Source organism: Aquamicrobium segne, from assembly GCF_042656785.1.
Taxonomy (GTDB): Bacteria; Pseudomonadota; Alphaproteobacteria; order Rhizobiales; family Rhizobiaceae; genus Mesorhizobium; species Mesorhizobium segne.
Window position 1 is genome coordinate 1 of the sequence record NZ_JBHSLL010000033.1, and the last position, 4,676, is coordinate 4,676.

Genomic DNA, 4,676 nt, shown 5'->3' on the forward strand with positions numbered 1-4,676 from the left:
CTTCGCAGCAACATGCTACTTGGCCGCTATCTGCATATGGTGGTCATGATTGAGTCTCGACCCTAAAGCGTGTCGCAATCTTTCAGATTCACACGACCCGCTTTAAGCTTTTGTTTTTACGCATGTCTTTATCCCGAAACTGGTTCTTAAGTCTCGGGAGACAGGCTTTAGGTCAGCGGTGAAAGCTGAATTTCAACGCGGCGGTTCTGGGCACGGCCTTCTGCCGTTGCATTGCTGGCGATCGGACGTGTCTTGCCAAAGCCGCTGACAGCAAAGCGACGCTGGTCCACGCCCTGCCCGCCCAGATAATTGGCGACAGAAAGCGCACGACGCTGCGACAGATCATAATTATGCTGATCACTGCCGGTTGAATCCGTATGACCATACACATCAACAAGCGTCTGATTATATTTGCGCAGCACCAGCGCCACCGAATTCAGCACCGGATAAAAATCGGCGCGCACCGCATCCTGATCCACACCAAAAGTCACGTCAGACGGCATATTGAGCACAATCTGGTTGCCAACACGGGTAACGCTCACGCCGGTGCCCTGCAATTGCGCGCGCAATTCAGCCTCGTTCTGGTCCATCTTGGCCCCGACAAGACCGCCAGCCAATGCGCCAACGCCAGCGCCGATCAGCGCGTTGCGGCGATCATCACCACCTGCCAGCGTGCCAAGTGCAGCACCTGCCAGCGCGCCAATGCCTGCACCACCTGCCGTATTCGAGATTTTCTGCTGGCCGGTATAGGGGTCGGTCGAGCAAGCTACTGCAAACACGCCAACTGCCACCATGGCGATTATGGTTCTGGTCTTCATCAGGAATATCCCTCGTAAACTGTGGCGCACAAGGCACCTTCACCCTTCAGACCCGTTCTAACACAAATTGCGGCAAAAAACGGAACCTTGATTTTTTTCTCAGGCAATTGCCTGCGCCTTGATGTCAACCGCAGCAAAAGCCTTCCGCAGCACCTGTGCATCAGCGCCGGGCTGCAAAGCGTCTGTTGAAAGAATTTGTCGCCAGCGTCGCGCACCGGGCAATCCATGAAACAGTCCGACCATATGGCGGCTGATATGCCCCAGCCGTCCGCCTTGGGCAATATGGCGGGTCGCATAATCAGCCATGGCATCAATCAGTCCGGCAAAATCAAAAACCTCATCCGGCTTGTTTGCCAAAATCCCGTCAACACCGGTCAGAATTTCGGGTGTATGATAGGCGGCACGCCCAAGCATCACCCCATCCAGTTGCTGCAAATGCGCCCGTACCTCTTCCAGCGTCTGGATACCGCCATTGATGCCAATAAAACGATCCGGGTTATCTTCCTTCAAACGCTGAACCCGTTCATAATCAAGCGGCGGAATATCCCGGTTTTCCTTTGGACTTAGTCCTTTCAGCCAGGCCTTGCGCGCATGAACCCAGAGCGCATCAGCCCCAGCCGAAAAAACCGCATTTGCAAGGTCATCAAGCGCTGTTTGCGTGTCCTGATCATCCACGCCAATGCGGCATTTGACGGTAACAGGAATATGCATCGCCCCTTTCATGGCTGCCACACAATCGGCAACCAGTTGCGGTGAAAGCATAAGACAGGCGCCAAATGTGCCGCTTTGAACCCGATCCGAAGGGCAGCCTACATTCAGATTGATCTCGTCATAGCCAAAATCCGCACCAATACGCGCAGCCTGCGCCAGCTTGTGCGGATCAGAGCCACCCAGTTGCAAGGCAAGCCTGTGCTCGGCTGCATCAAACCCGAGAAGCCTTTCCCGCGGGCCATGAATGATGGCGTCAGCCACAACCATTTCCGTATAAAGCAGGGTTTTTTTTGTAAGCTGACGGTGAAAAAAACGGCAATTCCGGTCCGTCCATGCAAGCATGGGCGCAACCGAAATGATTTTCTCGCCGTTCAAATATTGATTTTTCATCTTTTCTATATGCATCAAACTGGAAATAGCGTGCCTGCCAACCATCCGGGCAATCTGGCAAACGCTGCAAAATGGCTTTGTAGTGCCCGCCCGATGTTTTGCAAGCAGGCCCAAATGTTTTGTAAGCAGACATTGACAATTCACCCACACTTGCATGTTACCATGCACCCAAGTCAGGGCCGGTTAATGTGATGAAAGTGGTGTGAGGCCAGCATGCGTACAATTGAAGATAACGCATTTTTATGGTTGCTCGTCGGAACATCAATCGCCTTTGGGCTGATTGTCTGGCCCTATTTCGGCGCCGTATTGTGGAGCGTCGTCACAGCAATCATCTTTGCTCCCCTTTACCGCAATCTGTTGAAAATGACCGGCAACCGCGCGGGAATTGCCGCTGCCATCACACTGGTGACCATCTTTCTTCTGGTGATCGTTCCCTTGATGCTGATCACATCCTCGCTGGTGATCGAAGCCACCAGCCTTTATAACAGCATCCAGTCAGGGCAACTGGATCTGAACCAGTATCTGAAAGATACCGGGGACATATTGCCCGATTGGGTTAAAAACCTGCTTGCCCGTCTGGACCTGTCAAGCCTCGATGAGGTTCGTGAGCGCTTGTCTCGGCTATTCAGCCAATTCCTGCAACTGCTTGCTACTTATGCAGTTTCTGCCGGGCAAAGCACCTTCAGTTTCGTCGTAGCGCTTGGCGTGATGCTTTATCTGACATTTTTTCTGCTGCGCGATGGTTCGGGCCTGACCAGCCGCATCAGGCAAGCCATTCCCCTGCGTCCCTCACAACGCGATGCACTGGTTGAGAAATTCACCGTGGTCGTGCGCGCAGCAGTCAAGGGAACGGTTCTTATCGCCGCCCTGCAAGGGGTGCTAGGGGGCCTGATCTTCTGGCTGCTGGGTGTCAACGCGCCCGTTTTATGGGGTGTTGTCATGGCCTTTTTTGCACTGCTTCCGGCAGTTGGCGCCAGCATCATCTGGCTGCCGGTCGCCCTTTTCCTGTTTGTCTCAGGCGCTATCTTCAAGGCTCTTGTGCTCATTGCCTTTGGTCTGCTGGTCATTGGTCTTGTCGATAATCTGCTGCGTCCCGTACTGGTTGGAAAATCCACAAAAATGCCCGATTATGTGGTGCTGATCTCGACATTGGGCGGAATTTCCGTTGCCGGTCTCAATGGCTTCGTCATTGGCCCGATGATTGCAGCCATGTTCATCACGGTCTGGGATATTTTCACCGAAACCCGCAGCCGGGCATATTCTTTACAGTCGCGCAACGCTCCCGGGCAGGATGATGACAATCAGAATACATAACGCCCGCGCTTCCTACTCAAACCAAGCAATATGATGGAAACTCCTGTGTCCGCTCAAGCCTTACCCTCGATTGATCCTGTTTCCAGCAAGGATGAGGCGGCAATCCTGAAGCTGAACAATCTGCACGCACAGGAACTTTCCTGGCTGGAGCCGGAGCGGCTGTCTTATCTTCTGGGCCAATCTTTTCATGCCCGCCACATTGGCGAGGCAGAAGCCTTTCTCATGACCTTTAACCAGAATGCGGCCTATGACAGCACCAATTTTCTCTGGTTCCGGCAGCGCTATCCCCGCTTTATCTATATCGACCGTGTCGTCGTTGATGAAAAAGCCCGCGGACACGGCCATGCAAGACGCCTTTACGAAGATCTGTTCAAACAGGCAGCCAAGGCAGGCTATGATACCATTGCCTGCGAGGTGAATGCCGATCCACCCAATCCGGCCTCCGATGCGTTTCATGCGCGTTTAGGCTTCAGGGAAGTGGGGGCTGCCGAAATTCATGGCGGCGCCAAGACCGTGCGCTATTATATCCGCAAGCTGGACAATGCCCAGGCCATCCCCTCTTTGACACCTTCGCAAGACATTTCACGGCTGATTGAAATCATGGCCTCTTTGCGCGCCCCGATCGGCGGCTGCGCATGGGATGTGGAGCAGAATTTTTCATCCATTGCCCCCTACACGATTGAAGAAGCCTATGAGGTGGCCGACGCCATCGCACGCGGTGACTTTGACAATTTACGCGAAGAGCTTGGCGATCTGCTTTTGCAGGTTGTCTATCATGCCCGCATGGCTGAAGAGGCAGGAAAATTTACCTTCCCCGATGTGGTGGAAGCCATCACCACCAAAATGATCCGCCGCCATCCACATGTGTTCGGCTCTGAAGAAGCGCGCAATGCGAGCATGGCCAAGGGCATGTGGGAAAAGATAAAAGCCGCAGAAAAGGCGGAAAAGAACACCACAAGAAACGACCATGGTTTTCTTGATAATGTGCCGCTGGCCCTGCCTGCCCTGACACGCGCCCTCAAACTGCAGAAAAAGGCCGCAACAATTGGCTTTGACTGGGGTGAGGCTGCCCCTATCCTTGATAAAATCGAGGAGGAAATTGGCGAATTGCGTGAGGCTTTGACCAAAGGGGAAATAGCGGCCATCACGGATGAGTTTGGCGATATGCTGTTTGCTCTCGTCAATCTTGGCCGTCATCTGGGCGTGGATCCGGAAAATGCACTGACTGGCACAAATGATAAATTCCGCAATCGTTTCCATCACATAGAGCGCACGCTTGCGGCGCAGGAAAAATCGCTTGATGAGGCGAGCCTCAACGAGATGGAAGAAATCTGGCAACAGGCAAAGCACAAATCATAGAGAAAAACAGCTTTTTAGGTTGTGGTGACGATTTAAGGTTTTGGGATTCCCATCCGGTTGCAAATCAGATTCAACGCTGATTTT

The 4,676-nt window shown here is 53.2% G+C and carries 5 protein-coding genes and 1 pseudogene; 3 read left to right on the forward strand and 3 right to left on the reverse strand.

The window, feature by feature from the left end:
* Positions 1-167: 167 nt before the first annotated feature.
* From ACFPLB_RS11080 to ACFPLB_RS11090, 3 genes are all read right to left on the reverse strand, one after another.
* Complete coding sequence (locus ACFPLB_RS11080; protein WP_378229575.1) at positions 168-818, reverse strand: YiaD family glycine zipper/OmpA-like lipoprotein; 651 nt, start codon at positions 816-818, stop codon at positions 168-170.
* 99 nt (positions 819-917) lie between these two features.
* Positions 918-1,871: a tRNA dihydrouridine(20/20a) synthase DusA gene (gene dusA / locus ACFPLB_RS11085; RefSeq protein ID WP_378229577.1), complete on the reverse strand. Its 954-nt coding sequence runs from the start codon at positions 1,869-1,871 to the stop codon at positions 918-920.
* Positions 1,783-2,052 (reverse strand): hypothetical protein, encoded by a 270-nt coding sequence (locus tag ACFPLB_RS11090; RefSeq protein ID WP_378229579.1) that lies wholly within the window; start codon positions 2,050-2,052, stop codon positions 1,783-1,785. Before ACFPLB_RS11090 ends, dusA begins: the two co-directional genes overlap by 89 nt.
* 80 nt (positions 2,053-2,132) lie before the next feature.
* Between ACFPLB_RS11090 and ACFPLB_RS11095 the strand changes: the two genes are divergently transcribed.
* The 3 genes and pseudogenes from ACFPLB_RS11095 (at position 2,133) to mazG (ending at position 4,592) form a co-directional block, all read left to right on the forward strand.
* Complete coding sequence (locus ACFPLB_RS11095; protein ID WP_378229581.1) at positions 2,133-3,233, forward strand: AI-2E family transporter; 1,101 nt, start codon at positions 2,133-2,135, stop codon at positions 3,231-3,233.
* Between the two features lie 222 nt (positions 3,234-3,455).
* A pseudogene (locus ACFPLB_RS11100) lies at positions 3,456-3,743 on the forward strand (GNAT family N-acetyltransferase); the annotation flags it as partial.
* Between the two features lie 51 nt (positions 3,744-3,794).
* A complete protein-coding gene (mazG, locus tag ACFPLB_RS11105; protein ID WP_378229583.1) occupies positions 3,795-4,592 on the forward strand; it encodes a nucleoside triphosphate pyrophosphohydrolase in 798 nt (265 codons plus the stop codon).
* Positions 4,593-4,676: the final 84 nt, after the last annotated feature.